Source organism: Rhodococcus sp. NCIMB 12038 (assembly GCF_002165735.1).
Classification (GTDB): Bacteria; Actinomycetota; Actinomycetes; order Mycobacteriales; family Mycobacteriaceae; genus Rhodococcus_F.
Window position 1 is genome coordinate 46676 of the sequence record NZ_NHML01000041.1, and the last position, 16307, is coordinate 62982.

The window sequence follows — 16307 nt, forward strand, 5'->3', positions numbered from 1 at the left end:
CACGTGACGCCGACAGTGGACCTCATCACTACGATGTAGCGATTCAGTCGGGTCAGAACGATGTGAATGACAGCTCGATCGCGCCGCTGAGCGCGACGCAATTGGAAGAGACTCGATAATGGAAATTCAGGACTACCTGCGAATTCTGCAGTCACGTTGGAAAATCATCGCAATCACCACCGTGGTCGCGATTCTCGGTGCGCTCGGAGCGTCGTTGCTGACCACTCCGATCTACGAGGCGTCGACCCGGTTGTTCGTCTCGACGTCCGCCGGATCGTCGGTGAACGAGGTCTACCAGGGCAACCTGTTCTCGCAGCAGCGGGTGACGTCCTACACCAAACTGCTCACCGGCGAGACCCTCGCGCAGCGGACGATCGACAAGCTCGATCTGGGCGGCACGGCAGCAGCGCTCGCCTCACAGGTGAAGGCCAGCTCCGCACCGGACACCGTGCTCATCGACGTCAAGGTGCAGGATCCGTCGCCGGAACGCGCCCGCGACATCGCCAACGCCCTGTCCGACGAGTTCGTCGTCATGGCCCGGGAGCTCGAGACCCCGGAAAAGGGTGGCGCCCCCGCCGCCCGCGTCGTCGTCGAACAGCAGGCGCAGACTCCGTCGACACCCGTCTCGCCCAAGACGCTGCGCAACCTCGCACTGGGCGCGGCGGTCGGGCTGCTGCTCGGTATCGCCTTCGCCGTCCTGCGTGACCGCCTCGACAACACCGTCAAGGATCGGCGCACCGTCGAGGAACTGGCCGGTTCGGCACTGATCGGCACCATCCCGTTCGACAAGGAGCGGCAGACGCAGCAGGCCATCAACTTCGCCGAGGGCAATTCCTCGAGCGCGGAGGCCTACCGCGAACTCCGCACCAACCTGCAGTTCCTCGAGGTCGACAACCCGCCGCGCGTCATCGTCGTCACCAGTTCGCTGCCCACCGAGGGCAAGACCACCACCGCGATCAACATCGCGCTCGTGCTGGCCGAGGGCGGCCAGAACGTGTGCCTCGTCGAAGGCGACCTCCGCAAGCCGCGGGTGTCGAAGTACCTCGGTGTCGTCGGGTCCGTCGGGCTCAGCAGCGTCCTGGCAGGCAAGGCCGACCTCGACGCCGTGCTCCAGCCCACCCAGTACTCGGGTCTCACCGTCCTGGCGTCCGGGCCGATCCCGCCGAACCCGAGCGAGCTGCTCGGAACCGAGACGGCCCGCCAGGCGCTGGCCGATCTGCGCGGACGATTCGACTACGTGATCGTCGACGCGTCGCCGCTGCTGCCGGTCACCGACGCGACCGTGCTCACCGCGATGTCGGACGGCGCCCTGGTCATCGCCCGGCACGCCGAAACCAAGCGGGACCAGTTGTCGCGGGCGGTGGGCAACCTGCAGAGCGTCGGGGCGACCATCCTCGGAACGATCATCACGATGACGCCGAGCCGCGGCCGGGGGGTCTACGAGTACAAGTACTACTACGAGACCGACAAGTCGCTGCCGCAGATGCAGCAGGCCGCCCCCGCGCAGCCTCCCGTCCAGCAGCAGGCACCGCAGCACCAGGTACCGCAGCAGCAGGCACCCCAGCAGCCTATGCCGCAGCAGCAGGCCCAGTACGTTCGCGACGAGTACCCGCAGCAGCCGTACGGGGGAGATCCGCAGGAAGCTCCCGCCTACCAGGGTGCCCCCGCCTACCAGGGCGCCTACAACGGCGACCAGGGTCAGCAGTGGTACGGCGGGCCCGACCACTACGGCAACGAGCAGCAGCCGGGCGCACCGGTGCCTCCCACACCGAGGCGCACCCGCCGCTACCGTGACGACCAGGACGCCTGGTCAGAGACGGATGCTCCGCGAGATCACACCCAGTAGATCGGCGATCTCGGACCCGATGGTCAGGAACGTGTCCTCGTCCTGTCCCATCGGGTCCGGCACGTCTTCGGGGGTGTCGTCGGCCTTGTGTCTGGGACGTGCCGCGGCCAGATCGGCCACCGATTTCGCGTCCGCTGCCTCGGCGAGACGAGCGGCCTCCTTCAGCGTGAACGTCTTCTTCAACTGCTCGGGAGCCAGCGCCAGCACCTTCTCACGCTGACGCTCGGTCATCGTCAGCACCAGGTCGGCCTCCACCGCGAGATCCGCGGTGAGCATCCGCGCGGTGAACTCGGTGGGGTTACCACCGAGCCCTTCGAGGACTTGCGCGGCCGTCGGTTCCATCGGGCGTCCGACGGCAGCGCGTGTACCTGCGCTTTCGGCGGTCAGATCGGTGATCCCGAGCTCCTCGGCGTATGCCACTGCGAGGCGCTCGGCCGTTGGGGAGCGACAGACGTTTCCGGTGCAGACGAAGAGAACATGCATGGGCGAAGCATAGGGTCTCGCCCCGCACCGTCCGTACACGCACTGTTGGCTTCGAACATCTGCCGGGTAAATATCGCGCTCACCTGCGGTAGTTATCAAGGGTGCATGCGCTGCACCGTGTTTGGAACCGGATACCTGGGAGCCACCCACGCCGCCTGCATGGCGGAGCTGGGTCACGACGTCCTGGGCGTCGACATCGACCCCGGAAAAGTGGCGAAGCTCTCCTCCGGAGAGGTCCCGTTCTACGAGCCCGGACTCGCCGACGTCCTGCGCCGGAACATCGACGCCGGCCGACTGCACTTCACCACCTCGTACCGCGAGGCCGCGGAGTTCGCCGACCTCCACTTCCTCGGCGTCGGCACCCCGCAGAAGAAGGGCGAGTACGGCGCGGACCTGCGGCACGTGCACTCGGTGATCGACACCCTCGCGCCGATGCTCGACCGTCCCGCCGTCATCGTCGGCAAGTCGACCGTTCCCGTCGGGACGGCGGCCGATCTGGGTGCCCGGGCCCGCGCGCTCGCGCCGGCGGGTGACGCCGTGGAGGTGGCGTGGAACCCGGAGTTCCTCCGGGAGGGCTTCGCCGTCGAGGACACGCTGCATCCCGACCGGATGGTGCTGGGCGTGGACCGCCTGCGCCCCGGACGCGCGGAGGCCGAGTTGCGTGAGCTGTACGCCCGGCTGCTCGGCGAGGACATCCCGTTCCTGGTCACCGACCTCGCCACCGCGGAACTGGTCAAGGTCTCGGCCAACGCGTTCCTCGCCACCAAGATCTCCTTCATCAACGCCATCTCCGAGGTGTGCGAGGCCACCGGCGCCGACGTCACCCAACTCGCCGACGCCCTCGGCTACGACGCGCGGATCGGCAGGCGGTTCCTCAACGCCGGTCTCGGCTTCGGCGGCGGCTGCCTGCCCAAGGACATCCGCGCGTTCATGGCCCGGGCCGGTGAGCTGGGCGCGAACCAGGCGCTGCACTTCCTGCGGGAGGTCGACAGCATCAACATGCGCCGGCGCACCCGGATGGTGGAGTTGGCGGCGCAGGCGTGCGGAGGGTCGCTGCTCGGTGCCAACGTGGCCGTCCTCGGCGCGGCGTTCAAACCGGAGTCCGACGACGTCCGCGACTCCCCGGCGCTCAACGTCGCGGGAATGATGCAGTTGCACGGGGCCGTCGTCAGCGTCTACGACCCGAAGGCCCTCGACAACTCCCGAAGGCTGTTCCCGACGCTGAACTACGCGACGTCGGCGGTCGAGGCGTGCGACAACGCGGACGCGGTGCTGCTGCTCACCGAATGGGCGGAGTTCGCCGCACTGAAACCGGAGGATCTGCACGGTGTGGTGCGTGCGCGGGTGATGGTCGATGGCCGCAACTGCCTCGACGCCGAGGACTGGCGCACCGCCGGGTGGGTCTACCGGGGCCTCGGGAGGGGATAGCTCGCGCAGAGTGCGGAACGCCTCGCGACAACGGGTTTGACGATCTCCACTGCCGGTGGCATCGGCGGACGGTAGCGTCAGCCCAAATCGCAACGGAGGGCTGGGCGATGTCGAAGGCACGTCACGGATTCCGACTCGCAGTCCTCGCTGCCGTGATCTGCCTGCTCGGCGCCGCGCCCGCTCACGCGGCGGAAGTCCCGACGCTACCGGGGCCCCCGCAATCCGACCCCGGCAGCGCGATCGCGTACGCGAAACACCATCCGCATTCCGCGCCGCCCGGTGCCAACGACTTCTCGTGCCGCCCCGATCCCGCGCACCCCCGCCCCGTGATTCTCGTGCACGGAACCGACGGCAGTGCCTACGCGAACTGGGCCGGGCTGAGTCCGAAACTGAAAGCCGCCGGCTACTGCGTGTTCGCCCTGAACTACGGGCGGAAACCGGGCACCGAACACTTCGGGATGCAGACGATGACCGAGGGCGCCGCCGAACTCGAGGTGTTCGTCGCCGACGTGCTGTCCGCGACCGGCGCGGACGAGGTCGACCTGATCGGGCACTCGCAGGGCGCGACGGTGGCCCGGTACTACGTCAACAGGCTCGGCGGGGCATCGAAGGTGCACCACTGGATCGGTCTGGCGTCGCCCACCTACGGGGGAACGTTCTTCGGGATCGCGACGGCGGTGACGTCCGTTCCCGGGGGCACCGAACTGATCGAAACGATCGGATCGGAGGCGCTCGCCGAACAGGTGCAGGGATCGGCGTTCCTCACCGCCCTCAACGCCGGCGGTGACACCGTCCCCGGCGCCGAATACACCACGATCGGGACGCGCTACGACGAGGTGATCCAGCCGTACACCAACGTCGCGCTGCGCGACCCCCGTGCCACCAACATCCTCGTCCAGGACCTGTGCCCGATCGATCAGACCGGACATTTCAACCTGCCGTACGACCCGTTCGCCCAGCAACTGGTACTCAACACGCTCGATCCCGCCCATGTGGTCGTGCCGCCGTGCACGTTCGTGCCGCTGGGCACGGGCATCCCGGGAGTGATCATCGCGAGCAACTTCTGAGCTCCTGCCGTCGAACGGTTGCCCGGTTGCCGTGTCGGACCGCTTCGCTAGACTGCGGGCCATGGAGTGGGGGGATTCCGGATCGAACCCGTGCACAGTCGAGTTAGGCGGCCCATGAGTTCGGTTCTAGGTGTGTCGGTCGGTGCGAGCGCTGTGCGCTTGGCGCGACCCGACTCCGTGAACCGTGATGACGCCGCGAGCCGGTACCTCCCCGATTTCCGGGCCCAGGTCGTCGCCGCAGGCCGCGACCTGCCGGAGGAACTGGCCGCCGAATCGATCGGCGTCGTCCTCGCCGGGGCACCCGACTCCGGGCAGGTGCACGCCACCGGTGTCGCCTACCGCGACGAAGCGCAGGCGGGCGCCGTCCAGGCGGCGATGGCCCGGCAGCAACTCGTCAACTACCAACTCGTCACCGAGGCCTCGGCCGCGCTGAAATTCCTCGACGTCTCGGGCGCCCTCGGCGACCACGCCACCCTCGTGTTCTACGACCTGGGCAGCTCCGGGCTCACCGTGAGCGTCGTCGACCGGGCGACCGGTGAGGTGGTCGAGACGGTCCGCACCGACACGGTGAGCGGCGACGTCTTCGACCGGATGGTTCGTGCCAACCAGTTGGAGAACAACCGCATCGAGACGCCCCGCGACGCGGCCGCGAGCCAGGCGCTCGACCTCCGCTGCCGTGAGGCGAAGGAGCGGCTCTCCACCGACGGCGCCGTCGCCGTCCCCGGCGACGGTGGCCTCCTGCTGTTGTCGCGTGACGTCTTCGACTCGATCATCGGCGTCACCGTCGAATCGTCGGCGCGCCTCGCCCGCGACGTGATCACGCGGTCCGGACGAACCCCGGATGCCGTGGTGCTCACCGGCGGCGGTGCGCGCACTCCCCTCGTGCGCACGGTGCTGGAGTCGTGGCTCGGGTTGCCCGTCATCGTTCCCGACCATCCCGAACTCGTTGCGGCACAAGGTGCTGCGCTGCTCGCCCAGGCTGTGGTGCCGCCGGCCGTCGAGGTCGCCCGAGTCCTCCCGCCGCCGCAGTACACGCCCGAGTTGAACGCTTTCCGGCACGCTCCGACCGCAGTGGTCGCGCGCAGCGGTGCGCCGTCGAGCACGCCGTCGTGGCTGAGCGCCGCGGCGCCGCCGCCGAGTCAGCAGGTGGCCAAGATCCAGATCCGGGGCGCCGCGCTGGCGGGCACCGCGCTCGCTGTGGTGGCGGTGATCGGCCTCGGCCTCGGGTACGGCCAGAACCTGTTGTCGCGCACCGAGGGGTCGTCGCAGCCGGCGACCACGCAACTCACCGCCAATCCGCCGGTCGTCAGCGAGATGGCCACACCGTCACCGACGACGCTCCCGCCGGCTCCGACGTCCGAGACCGTCGAGGCGCCCGTGCAGACGGCGTCGCAGATCCGGATTCCCGAGCCGCAGCCGGCACCGCCGCCGCCTCCGCCCGCGCCGATATTTCCCGGTCTGCCGCAGATCCAACTGCCGCCGTTCCAGCTGCCCGCACTCCCCAGGCTCCCCGGAACCTAGCCGTCGCCGGGGTCCGACTGCCGATTCGAGGTGCCGGGTCCCGCTCCGCGGGCCTACGATGGGAATGGTTCCGGCGTAGAGAGGATGTGTGCAGTGACTGCAAATCCAGCGGAGTTCCACAGCACTCCCAACGTTTCCCCGTCTTCGGCGGCCGCGCCGGTAGAAACACGACGGCTCGTGGCGTATACGAAGCCGATCCTGAAGATGTTCCCGCCCACCAGCGAACATGCGGCCAAGGTGACGATGCTGACCGTCTACGCGCTGATGGTCATCGCCATCATCTTCATCGTCCTTCGGGAGGCCGGACTCTTCAGCTAGCGGTGCACCCGCTATTTGGAATGCCGGCCACCCCGTGACGGCCTGGCCGCGGCCGCGTTGCCGCTGGGACCCGCGCCGATGGGGCGTGCCAGCATCACCGCGATCGCGGTGGTCAGCGGCACCGACAGGGCCAAGGCGATGCCGCCGACCGCCGAACGCACGATCTCGATGGCCACGGCGTCGCTGAGCAGCACGTCCTGGATCGACCGGCCCGCCACGCTGAACAGCAGCAGCAGCGGTAGCGCTCCGCCGGCATACGCGAGGACGAGGGTGTACACCGTGCTGGCGATGTGATCGCGGCCGACGCGCATCGCCGAACCGAAGATCTGGCGCCTCGACGCCTCCGGGTCGAGCGAGGCCAGTTCGAATGCCGACGCCGCCTGCGTGATGGTGACGTCGTTGAGCACACCCAGCGAGCCGATGATGAAGCCGGCCAGCAGCAGTCCGGTGATGCTGACGTGCTGGATGTACGTCTGCACGTTCGTGTTCTGCTCCTCGGACAGCCCGGTCAGACGCGTCATCTCGATGGTGGCCCAGGAGAGGACCGCCGCCAGGGCCATCGACGCGAGCGTGCCCAGCAACGCCGAACTGGTGCGCAGCGAGACGCCGTGCGCGAGATACAGCACGGCATACAGGATGACGGCGCCGGAGACGAGAGCCACCGGGATCGCCGGTTGCCCGTCCAGCAGGGCCGGGAGTGTGAACAGGACGAGCACCCCGAACGAGACGACGATGCCGACGAGCGCCCGGAACCCGCGCCACCGCGCGACCGCGATCACGACGGCGGCGAACGCGAGTGCGATGAGGGTGACGGGCAGACCGCGGGCGTAGTCCTCGAACGAGTACTCCGTCGTGCCGTTCACATCCGTCTGGCGGGACAGCCGGATGTGCTCGCCCACCCGGAGGTCGGGCTGGCCGGGGCCCGGGATGATCTCGAGCAGCGTCTGGGTGCCGGAGTTGGGACCGGACTCGATGTCGACGATGCTGCGCTGGCACTCGTAGGCGCCGGCGGGCGGGGGCAGCGGTGCGCCGGTGAACGCGCGCCCGGCCGACGGACTTCCGCAGTCGCCGATGTTCTGCATCGTGACCGTGCCCGACTCCGTGACGATCGCACCGCCCTGGGCGCTCTGAAACGGCTGTTCGACGTCGACGCTCGGCTTGCCGGGCCACAACGCGATTGCGCCGATGAGTACCGCCACGCCGATGGCGACGAGGAGCCCGACGACCACCTTGGCGGCGACGGGTCCCATCGGGGCCGGTCCGTCGCTGTGGCCGTGTCCATGTCCGTGGCCGTGTCCGTGGAATTCGCTCATCGTCCGCTTCGCGTCGGCTGCTGGGGGGATTGTCTCCGCACGCACGACAGGGTAGCCGGAAGCGGACCGGGAACGCTGTGACGGAAGTGGCGTGCGATGCCGGTGTTGCTGTCCTGTCCGGTGCGTATTGCTCTCGTGTCGCTTATATGTCGCCGGTGTGATTAGATATCGGAACATGGCACGCAGCAGTTAATTTGCAGCGAACGCCGAGCTTCACGCGAAGGTGGTCCGGAACTCCGAACGAGGGGTGTGTTCCGCGGGCGACAAGCCACTGCGTGGAGAGAAGTGCCGAGCTGGGTGGCGGGGTACAGGGGGGGTTGACCCCGCCACCAACCTGGCGCCCACAGGGGGGGGGAGGGGCGACAGGTGCTCGTGGCACTCGAGGTGCCGGTTGCCAATCTACCGACACATGAGGGGTATTCGTCAACCGGGTAGGTGAAATCGCCCACATGTCGTGACCTCGAACGCCGACGGCCTAGGATTATGGCCGTTCGGAGGTGTTCCAGTGCGAATCTCGCGGCCGTCGCGACGACCCAGCAACCATCTTCGCCGGATCGTGGCGGAGATGGGTATTCCCGTGCCCTGGAACAGGGATCAGCTGATCGGCGGTGTCGCAGCCCGCCGGGGTCGCCCGATCCACCTGGTCCCCGTCTCGCACGCCCTGGTTCAGGGCGGACATTCCGGACTCTGGCTCGCACGCGCCGACGACGACGTGATCCTCTACGCGACAGGGATGTCGGACGTCCACGCCACCCACATCATCTGCCACGAACTGGCACACATGGAACTCGGCCACGACCGCGACGCCGTCGGAGACACGTCCGTCGACTCGACGGTGCTGTCGGCGGCCGCGCCGTCGGTCGCCACGACAGGTGTGGTCAAGATGCTCGGCCGGTCCAACTACTCGAACGACCAGGAATACGAGGCGGAACTGCTCGCCACCCTGATCATGGCGGGTCGCCGCGCGACGACGAGCGGCGTCACTGCCGGTGACGCCCGGGCGTCGCGGATGCTCGGAACGTTCTGACGCCGTGTACGAACCGCCCACCTACGTGAGCTGGCCGCTGCTCGCCGTCGTCTGGGGGACGACCCTCCTGCGCGTGGCCCTGGTCCGGTCGACTGTCGCCGAACGCCGCATGAACGCCGCCCTCGTCTTCGCCTCGCTCTCCCTGGTCCTCCAGCGGTCGCCGGCGCAGCACTGGCTCGACCTCTGGTTCGGGCACGGCTTCGCGAACACCCTCAGCAACGTCTGCATCATCCTCACCGCGGCGTCGCTGATCAGCCTCTTCTCCGCATGGGCGCTCGGCCCGGCGCGTCTGCCCCACATCCACGTCGTGTCGCTGTCGGTGGGCGTCGTCGCGGGGGCGACCCTCATCGCGCTGAGCGCCCCGGCGCGGTCGCGGGGCGTCGCGATCGCGGACGAGGGCGGCTGGCTCTTCGCGGCCTACTGCATCACGTACGCCGTCCCGATCCTCGCCGTCGCCGTGCTCAACCTGTGGATCTCACTGAAAGCTGTGCGCAGCGCGACCCCGGGACACGAACGCCGGGTGTTTCTCGCCGTCATCGCGCTGTCGCTGTTCGAGGTGTTCGACATGGGTGTCGTCATGACGACCGGGGTGGTCAACGCCGTCAGCGAAGACAACGCACTGACCGAATCGCACAGCGACTCGGGGGCGTTCATCCGCGTGCTCGTCGTGTCGGCGGGCGCGATCATCTCGGCGGGACCGGTGATCCGGGTGCTCGGTCACCGGTGGCGGTCGCGGCGGGTCATTCGCCGGCTGCAGCCGATGTGGCGGACCCTGACGGGCGCGGTCCCCGAAGTGGTCCTGGAACTGCGGCCGGCCGACCGCCGGGCGCTGTCCGTCCGCGGCCGGCTGGACCGGATGAGCGTCGAGATCCGCGACGCGATCATGATCCTCGACCGGCACGTCGTCTTCGAACTCGGCGACCACACCGGCATCGCACCGCCCGTGGTCACGGCGGCGCGACTGCACCTCGCGTGCCTCGCCCGCAGCGCCGGTCACCGGGCACACGGCACCGGCGGGACGACGCACCGGTTCGCGACAGACGTCGGCGGCGAACCGTGGGAACTGGCACGGCTGGCCGACCACTGGAACGACGGCGAGCAGATGGCGGCCGCGCTGTGGGCGCGGCGCCTCCCGCAGTTCGGCGGGCCCGAGGACCCGTCGGCGCGCGTCCCCGCTCAGGTCTGACGGGGGTCCGGCGACGCGACCGGCAACGGGCCGTGGCTCCGCCGCAGATTCTCCAGCAGCGGGATCAGCGATTCCATCTCGGCGGTGGTCGGCTCCGCGTTCGCGTCGAGCGATCTCATCGACAGGTGCCGCACCCCCGCCTCGCGGACCGCGATCTTGAACCGGACCAGGGTGTCGTAGTCGTGGTAGCCGTCGGCCGCGAGGTACTGCTCGGGGGCGTGGAAATGCTGCGCGACCGCCCGCAGGACGTCGGGCTCCGGAGGCTCGTGATCGTTTCTGCGCAGCGACTCGATCTCGGACGGCGCGACGGGGCGTCCGAGGATCCGCGACACCCCCGCGGCGACCGTGTCCTCGCCGGGTTCGGGACCGTCGAGATCGTGGGCGAGGGAGAACAGGCGGTTGACCCGCACCGACAACGGCACCCCGTTCATGCGGTCACCTCCGCGTCTCCGCTGCGTTCAGGATCGTCGGTGGCGACGAGTTTCACCGCGTCCTCCCATCGGCGCCAGAAACGCTCCCGGGTGGCCGCGTCGAGATCCTCCCCCCGGCCGTAGAGGAAACGGCGATACCGCGCCTCCTCCAGTTCGCGAGGGTCGGTGACGGTCGACGGCTCCTCCAGCAGGTGGCCGAACGCGAACTCCACCAGCGGCTGGCGGGGTCCGGCAGGTCCTCCGTTGACTTCCAGCAACCGCGTCACGTACGCGCCGGTGATCTTCGAGACCACACGGCTCAGTTCACCCGCCGCCTCGACCAGACCCGGAACCTCGGGGTGCGCCACGCTCAGCCTCGTGAGCTGGGTGTGCGGCCCCAGGATCTCGATGATCGTGTCCAGATCCAGCGGAATCTCCGACGGTCCGAGCGTCAGCGGACGCGACGACGGCGCCCGCCCGTCCCCGTCGAGCGCCTCGAGGGGAGTCGGGTGACCGCCGTCGAGGGTGCGGGCCGCGCTGCCCGGCGCCCACCGCAGCGCGACGTCCAGTTTGCGGAGGGTTTCGATGCTCGGATCCGGGCCGGTCCCGTTCTCGGCGCGTGTCTGAGCTGCGTCGGACGGGCCACCGGCGGCCGTGACCTGGTCCTGTGTGAGGTTCAGCAAACGCCGTCGCCGGTGGACGAATTGTCCGAAACGCGCGCGGGTGCTGGTGACCATTGTTTTCCCCCAGGAGACACGCAAGCGACGCGCGTGTCGCTTGCTGTGTCTCGATCCTACTGCTTGTAGCTGGTGAGGAAATTACCGAACCGCTCGATGGCGACAGCGAGATCCCGTGCCCACGGCAGCGTCACGATCCGGAGGTGGTCGTGGTCCGGCCAGTTGAAACCGGTGCCCTGCACCATCAGGATCTTCTCCTGCAGCAGCAGGTCCTGGACCAGCTTCTCGTCGTCGTAGATCTCGTAGACGTTCGGGTCCAGACGCGGGAACGCGTACAGCGCGCCCTTCGGCTTCACACACGAGACACCCGGGATCATGTTCAGGCGTTCCCAGGCCACGTCGCGCTGCTCGAGCAGCCGGCCACCCGGCAGGATCAGGTCTTCGATGCTCTGGTGCCCGCCGAGCGCCACCTGGATGGCGTGCTGACCGGGCACGTTCGGGCACAGCCGCGTCGACGCCAGCAGGTCGAGACCCTCCAGGAAACCGGCGGCGTGCTCCTTCGGGCCGGTGATGGCCACCCAGCCGGACCGGTAACCCGCGACGCGGTACGCCTTCGACAGGCCGTTGAACGTCAAGCACAGCAGATCCGGGGCCAGCGTCGCCAGCGAGATGTGCTTGGCGTCGTCGTAGAGGATCTTGTCGTAGATCTCGTCCGCGAGAAGCAGCAGCTGATGCTTCCGGGCCAGATCGACGAGCTGCTGCAGCACCTCCATCGAGTACACCGCACCCGTCGGATTGTTCGGGTTGATGACGAGCAGGGCCTTGGTCTTGTCCGTGATCTTGGACTCGATGTCCGCGATGTCCGGGTTCCAGTCGTTGCCCTCGTCGCACAGGTAGTGCACCGGGGTGCCGCCGGCGAGGCTCGTCATCGCCGTCCACAGCGGGTAGTCCGGCGCCGGGATCAGCACCTCGTCGCCGTTGTCGAGGAGCGCCTGCATCGTCATCGTGATGAGCTCGGACACGCCGTTGCCCAGGTAGATGTCGTCGACGTCGAGTTCGGGGAACCCGGCGACCAGTTCGTAGCGGGTGACGATCGCGCGGCGCGCCGACAGGATGCCCTTGGACTCGGAGTACCCCTGCGCGTACGGGAGCGCGGCGATCATGTCGCGCATGATCACGTCGGGCGCGTCGAAACCGAACGGCGCGGGGTTGCCGATGTTGAGCTTGAGGATCCGGTGTCCCTCCGCCTCCAGTCGGGCGGCGTGGGCATGGACCGGTCCACGAATCTCGTAGAGCACGTTCTGGAGCTTGGTGGACTGCTCCAGCTTGCGATGCGGCATGCGGTGGTGGCCGTGGTCTGGGTTGCTCACGACGGTCATTCTCCCACTCCCGGGCAACCCGATTTCTACTGGTGGGTATGGGCCGCCGTCGTGTCGTCGAAACCCGCCGCCCGCGCAGGTGCCCGTCGTACCCTCGAGAGGGGGTCGTGTTCACCGCGCCCGGAGGGAATGACCCCACATGTCAGCACCGGTAACCCGTCGTCCCGGACCCGTCGACATCGCGCACCACAGCCATCTCGTCGGGGTGTTCGAGCCGCAGCGGGAGGAGGTCGATGTCCGGGATCTCGAGGTGATCGGCGAACTGCCCGCCGATCTGCACGGCGCGTATCTGCGCAACGGTCCCAATCCGCGGTTCGACCCGATCGGCACCTACGTGTATCCGCTCGACGGTGACGGCATGGTCCACCGGGTCGAATTGGCCGACGGCCGCGCCCGGTACACCAACCGGTTCGTCCGCACGCCCATGGTGACGGCGGAAGAGAAGGCCGGGCACGTCATCTGGGCCGGTGTCACCGACCTCTACACGCCGACCGAGGACGAAGTGGGGCCCGAACTGGCGGGCACGTCCCGGGAACTGCCCGACATCAACATCGTCCGGCACGGCGGACGACTCCTCGCGATGGCCGAGACCACGCTGCCGTTCCGCCTCGACCCGGCCGACCTGAGCACGCTCGGGCGGGACAACTGCGACGGCGCCATGAGCGTGGGCAGCACCGCGCATCCCAAGATCGACCCGGTCACCGGGCAGATGGTGCTGTTCAATTACATGCTCGAATCCCCGTATCTGACGTGGTCGGTGGTGAATCCCGACGGTTCGGTGGCGCGTACCCCGACGGCGGTCGGGGGCGTGGACACGCCGCTGATGATCCACGACATGGCGCTGACGGAGCGGTACATCGTGCTGATGCTGTGCCCGCTGGTGTTCGACATCGCCGCGGTGCTGACCGGCGGGTCCGTGCTGGACTGGCGGCCGGAGGACGGCACGCGTATCGCGCTGATTCCCCGCGACGGCGGTCCGGTGCGGTGGACGACGCACGACGCGTACTGGGTGTGGCACTTCGCGAACGCGTTCGACCTGCCCGATGGGCGGGTGAGCGTCGATTACGTGGAGTGGACGTATCCCGGTGGATTCGCGAAGGCTCCGGCGCCGTCGCTGGGCTCGCTGGTCCGCGCCGTCGTCGACCCCGGCAGTGGACGGGTGACACGAGAGGTGGTGTGCGACCGCGACGTCGAGTTCCCACGGGTCGACGACCGGGAACTGACCAGGGGGCACCGCACCGTGGCGACGGTCGGCAAACTCGACCGCAGCCAGGGGCGGCAGGATTCGCTGTGGTTCTTCGACACCGCCCGCGGCACCGAGACGCACTGGGACCCGGGCAGCGTGTCGGTGGGCGAACCGATCTTCATGCCCGGCGGCGAGCACGAGTACTGGGGGATGATCGGCACCGACCGCAGCGACCTGACGTCCTGGTTCTTCGTGCTGCCCGCCGACGACCCCGGGTCGGGTCCGATCGGGAAGGTGCGACTACCGATTCGGGTTCCGGCGGGCCTTCACGGCGCGTGGCTGCCAGCGGAGTAGCGGGCGGCGGAATATCCTCGGCGGATGACCTCTGCGCCCTACGGTTCCTGGCCCTCTCCGATCGCGGCGGCGGACCTCGCCTCCAGCGGTCACCCCGTCGAGGGTGGCCGGTACGTGGGCGACGACGTGTGGTGGTCGGAACTGCGACCCAGTGAAGGCGGGCGGGTCGCGGTGCGGCGCCTCGGACTGGACGACGAGCCGGAAGACATTCTGCCCGCGCCGTGGAACGCCCGCACCCGCGTCCACGAGTACGGCGGCGGCGGCTGGACCGTCACCGACGCCGGCCACCTGGTGTTCGCCGAGTTCAGCGACCAGCGCCTGTACCTGCTGGAAGGCGGGACCCCGGTGCCGCTGACACCGGAGCCGCCGCAGCCCTGCTCGCTGCGGTACGGCGACCTGTCGGTGGTCGACGGCGAGGTGTGGGCGGTCCGCGAAACGCACGACACCGAGGGCGGCGTGTCCCGCGACATCTGCGTCGTCCCGCTGGACGGGTCGGCGGCCGGCGACCCGCATCGGGTGCGGTCCGTCGTCGCCGGCTCGGATTTCCTGGCCAATCCGCGGCTGTCCCCGGACCGCAGGCACCTCGCGTGGATCGCGTGGGACCACCCCCAGATGCCGTGGGACGGCACCGAGCTCAGGGTCGTGGCCGTCGAGGGCGGCCGCGTCAACGGGAAGGTGCGGACACTGCTCGGCGGTACCGAGGAATCGGTGCTGCAACCGGAGTGGGTCGGGCCCACCGAGCTGTACACGATCAGCGACCGCAGCGGCTGGTGGAATCTGTACCGGGTGGGCATCGACGACCCCGCGCCGGTGGCGTTGTGCCCGATGGACGCCGACTTCGGCGGTGCCCTGTGGATGCTTGGCGGCCGCTGGCACACCCGCCGCGACGACGGCTCACTGCTGACCGTGCGGACGTTCGGCACCGACACCCTCGCCGTGCTCGACCCGGCCACCGGTTCGCTGGTGGACATCCCGCTGGACGGGCTCACCAGCATCGGGCTCGGGGATCGCAACGGCAACCGGATCCTGCTGCTCACCGGCGGCGCCCAGACCCCGGCGGGCCTGCGCGAACTCGACCTCGACACCGGTGAACTCCGCACCGTCCGGCTGTCCGTCACCGAACTGCCCGAGGCGGCGTATCTCCCCGAAGCCCGGCAGCTGACATTCCAGGGCGCCGAACGCGAAGTGCACGCGATCGCCTACCCGCCGCGACACCCGCGGTACCGGGGCGAGGACGGCGAACTGCCGCCGTACGTGGCGTTCGTGCACGGCGGGCCGACGTCGCGGGTCGCGCCGTCCCTGAATCCCGTGTTCGCGTTCTTCACCAGCCGCGGCATCGGTGTCGTCGACGTGAACTACGGCGGGTCCACGGGGTACGGGCGCGAATACCGCAACCGGCTGCGTGGCCAGTGGGGGGTCGTCGACGTCGAGGACGTGGTGACCGCGGTGACCGGTCTGGCCGAGGCGGGGATGGCGGACCCCCGCCGGCTGGCGATCGAAGGCGGATCCGCCGGCGGCTGGACCGTGCTCGCGGCACTGACGACGTCGGACGTGTTCGCCTGCGGTGCCTCCTACTTCGGTGTCGCCGAACTCGACGGTTTCGTGAAGGAGACGCACGACTTCGAGTCCCGGTACATCGACGGTCTGATCGGCCCGCTGCCCGAGGCCGCCGACCTCTACGCCGAGCGGGCGCCGCTCAACAACGTCGCCGGGCTGAACTGCCCGGTGCTGCTGCTGCAGGGGCTCGACGACCCGATCGTGCCGCCGTCGCAGGCGGAACGGTTCCGGGATGCGCTCGTGGAGAAGGGCATTACGCACGCCTACCTCGAGTACGAGGGGGAGTCGCACGGATTCCGGAAGCTGGCCACCCTCATCAGCTCCCGTAACGCCGAACTCTCCTTCTACGGGCAGGTTCTGGGATTCGAGCCGCCGGACATTCCGCGACTCGAACTGTGGCGGCCGGCCAACGGCTGACCGTCCACCCGGAACCTGAAGCGTTTGATGCACAAAACAAACCGTCCGTTGTGCTCTCCTCTGATCGCCGAGATTTAGAGACCGCGGGGTCTGAACGGAGCAAGGTCTCGCGTCGGCTGCTGGGGCGCGCGTAGCGTC

Annotated in this window: 14 protein-coding genes; 9 read left to right on the plus strand and 5 right to left on the minus strand. The window is 68.9% G+C overall.

Annotated features, from left to right (window positions below):
* Positions 1–118 precede the first annotated feature (118 nt).
* On the plus strand, positions 119–1846 hold the full coding sequence (locus CA951_RS38325) for a polysaccharide biosynthesis tyrosine autokinase (protein WP_087561836.1): 1728 nt from the start codon (positions 119–121) through the stop codon (positions 1844–1846).
* Here CA951_RS38325 and CA951_RS38330 read toward each other — a convergent pair.
* Positions 1811–2329 carry a protein tyrosine phosphatase gene (locus tag CA951_RS38330; RefSeq protein ID WP_087561837.1) on the minus strand — a complete coding sequence of 173 codons (519 nt, stop codon included), beginning with the start codon at positions 2327–2329 and terminating at the stop codon, positions 1811–1813. The genes CA951_RS38325 and CA951_RS38330 overlap by 36 nt on opposite strands.
* Positions 2330–2434: 105 nt before the next feature.
* Between CA951_RS38330 and CA951_RS38335 the strand changes: the two genes are divergently transcribed.
* The 4 genes from CA951_RS38335 to CA951_RS38350 all read left to right on the plus strand — a co-directional run bounded on the left by CA951_RS38335 (position 2435) and on the right by CA951_RS38350 (position 6663).
* A complete protein-coding gene (locus tag CA951_RS38335; RefSeq protein WP_087561838.1) occupies positions 2435–3757 on the plus strand; it encodes a UDP-glucose/GDP-mannose dehydrogenase family protein in 1323 nt (440 codons plus the stop codon).
* A 107-nt stretch (positions 3758–3864) separates the two neighbouring features.
* Positions 3865–4824 (plus strand): triacylglycerol lipase, encoded by a 960-nt coding sequence (locus CA951_RS38340; protein WP_087561839.1) that lies wholly within the window; start codon positions 3865–3867, stop codon positions 4822–4824.
* Between the two features lie 114 nt (positions 4825–4938).
* Positions 4939–6345 (plus strand): Hsp70 family protein, encoded by a 1407-nt coding sequence (locus CA951_RS38345; RefSeq protein ID WP_179220478.1) that lies wholly within the window; start codon positions 4939–4941, stop codon positions 6343–6345.
* Between the two features lie 84 nt (positions 6346–6429).
* On the plus strand, positions 6430–6663 hold the full coding sequence (locus tag CA951_RS38350) for a hypothetical protein (RefSeq protein ID WP_256974254.1): 234 nt from the start codon (positions 6430–6432) through the stop codon (positions 6661–6663).
* 11 nt (positions 6664–6674) lie between these two features.
* Here CA951_RS38350 and CA951_RS38355 read toward each other — a convergent pair whose 3' ends face one another.
* Entirely contained in the window at positions 6675–7976 is a 1302-nt protein-coding gene (locus CA951_RS38355; RefSeq protein WP_087561842.1) for a YibE/F family protein, read from the minus strand.
* Between the two features lie 565 nt (positions 7977–8541).
* On the opposite strand from CA951_RS38355, the gene CA951_RS38360 reads away from it, so the two are divergent.
* A complete protein-coding gene (locus CA951_RS38360) occupies positions 8542–9003 on the plus strand; it encodes a hypothetical protein (protein WP_256974255.1) in 462 nt (153 codons plus the stop codon).
* Between the two features lie 4 nt (positions 9004–9007).
* Positions 9008–10189: an MAB_1171c family putative transporter gene (locus CA951_RS38365; RefSeq protein WP_087561844.1), complete on the plus strand. Its 1182-nt coding sequence runs from the start codon at positions 9008–9010 to the stop codon at positions 10187–10189.
* Here the strand turns inward: CA951_RS38365 and CA951_RS38370 are convergent.
* From CA951_RS38370 to CA951_RS38380, 3 genes are read right to left on the minus strand one after another with little or no spacing between them, the layout of a single operon-like run.
* Positions 10180–10620, minus strand: coding sequence for a hypothetical protein (locus CA951_RS38370; RefSeq protein WP_087561845.1), 441 nt, complete (start codon positions 10618–10620; stop codon positions 10180–10182). The genes CA951_RS38365 and CA951_RS38370 overlap by 10 nt on opposite strands.
* The gene (locus tag CA951_RS38375) at positions 10617–11336 is read right to left on the minus strand and encodes a helix-turn-helix domain-containing protein (RefSeq protein WP_087561846.1); all 720 of its coding nucleotides are present in this window, start codon (positions 11334–11336) and stop codon (positions 10617–10619) included. The genes CA951_RS38370 and CA951_RS38375 overlap by 4 nt, the downstream gene beginning before the upstream one ends.
* A gap of 56 nt (positions 11337–11392) precedes the next feature.
* On the minus strand, positions 11393–12655 hold the full coding sequence (locus tag CA951_RS38380; RefSeq protein ID WP_005253480.1) for a pyridoxal phosphate-dependent aminotransferase: 1263 nt from the start codon (positions 12653–12655) through the stop codon (positions 11393–11395).
* Positions 12656–12794: 139 nt separating this feature from the next.
* Between CA951_RS38380 and CA951_RS38385 the strand changes: the two genes are divergently transcribed.
* Positions 12795–14195 (plus strand): carotenoid oxygenase family protein, encoded by a 1401-nt coding sequence (locus CA951_RS38385; protein WP_087561847.1) that lies wholly within the window; start codon positions 12795–12797, stop codon positions 14193–14195.
* A gap of 24 nt (positions 14196–14219) precedes the next feature.
* Positions 14220–16169 carry a prolyl oligopeptidase family serine peptidase gene (locus CA951_RS38390; RefSeq protein WP_087561848.1) on the plus strand — a complete coding sequence of 650 codons (1950 nt, stop codon included), beginning with the start codon at positions 14220–14222 and terminating at the stop codon, positions 16167–16169.
* Positions 16170–16307 lie beyond the last annotated feature (138 nt).